Below are 1,264 nucleotides of genomic sequence, written 5' to 3'. Positions count from 1 at the left end.
GAGCCACCCGGGGCGGGTGAGCGCCCCGGGTGGCGCGGCCGTTGTGTGGTCTCGGCCGCGTCAGACGCTCGTGCCGAGGGCTGCGCGGAACGCGGCCTCGGCGCGGTCGATCTCGCCGATCTGCTTGATGATCTCGCCGGGGGTGGCTTCGCCGACGACTTTCTGCAGCAGCGGGGTGTGGTCCAGGATCGCGTCGCGGATCGGGCGCAGCGGCGCCGGGGCGTGGTGGAAGACCTGGCCGAGGATGAAGGCCTGCTGGGACTGCCGGGCGGTGTGCGGGCGCCGCGGTTCCTCGAAGGCCTGCAGGGCGGCGGCGATCTGCCGGGGGTCGCTCAGGTCCACTCCGGCCAGGCGGCGGCCGAGGAAGTAGCCGTCCTCGGTGGCCATGCCCGCGCCGTACGCGGCGTAGGGCGAGGTGGGGTGGACGGCGTCGCCCACCAGGGTGGCCCGGCCCTTGGACCACTGCTTGATCGGCTTGCGGTCGCGGATCGGCCAGCGCTGGACGTGCGCGGGGTCGGTGGCGGCGACCAGGGCGGGCAGGGTGCCGGGGAAGCGGGCGGCGAGTTCGGTGGCGCGGGCGTGCAGGTCGCCGGTGAACTCGCGGGAGGCGTCCCAGGCTTCGAGGACCCACCACTGCCGGCCGGGTCGGCCCTCGAACCGGATCTCGGTGACGCTGCCCTGCACGGTGCGGTCGTGCGAGATCAGGCACAGGCCGCGTTCGCCCGGGATCGACTCGTCGAAGGTGTAGCCGCCGAAGATCTGCAGGTTGTGCTGACGGATCGGGGTCTCGCCCCACAGCGTCCGGCGCACCAGGGAGTTGATGCCGTCGGCGCCCACCACCACGTCGGCCTCGTGTACGGAGCCGTCGGACAGGTGCAGGCGCACCCCGGACCGGTCCTGCTCGATGTCCTCGACCTCGCATCCGGTGCGGAGCACGCCGTCGGGCAGCGCGGCGAGCATGCGCTGGTAGAGCTCGGGTCGCAGCAGTCCGATGAAGCCGCCGCGGTACTCGCGCTGGATTTCCTCCGGCAGCAGCACCTTGACGCGGCGGTGCCCGGCGGCGTTGCGGAACTCGGTGGCGCAGGGCGCTCCGAGGTCCTCGGTGTCCACGCCGAGCAGGCCCAGCGCTTTGATGGGGGCGGGCCACAGGTTCAGGATGTTGCCGGCGGGCCGGGCCTGTGGATGGCGCTCGAACAGGGCGACGTCGTGGCCGGCCTGGTGGACGGACAGGGCGGTGGCCATGCCGGCGGGACCGGCGCCGACG

1 protein-coding gene is annotated in these 1,264 nt (G+C 73.6%); it reads right to left on the bottom strand.

What is annotated here, in order from left to right; all coding sequences use genetic code 11:
- Nucleotides 1-60 precede the first annotated feature (60 nt).
- Nucleotides 61-1,264, bottom strand: a 1,204-nt coding sequence (locus KDL01_RS41200; protein ID WP_212534155.1) for an FAD-dependent oxidoreductase, incomplete at its 5' end; no start/stop codon positions are given.

The organism is Actinospica durhamensis, assembly GCF_018139695.1.
GTDB lineage: Bacteria > Actinomycetota > Actinomycetes > Streptomycetales > Catenulisporaceae > Actinospica > Actinospica durhamensis.
The sequence above is the reverse complement of the archived record's forward strand: the minus strand, read 5'-3'. Positions and strand labels throughout refer to the sequence as shown.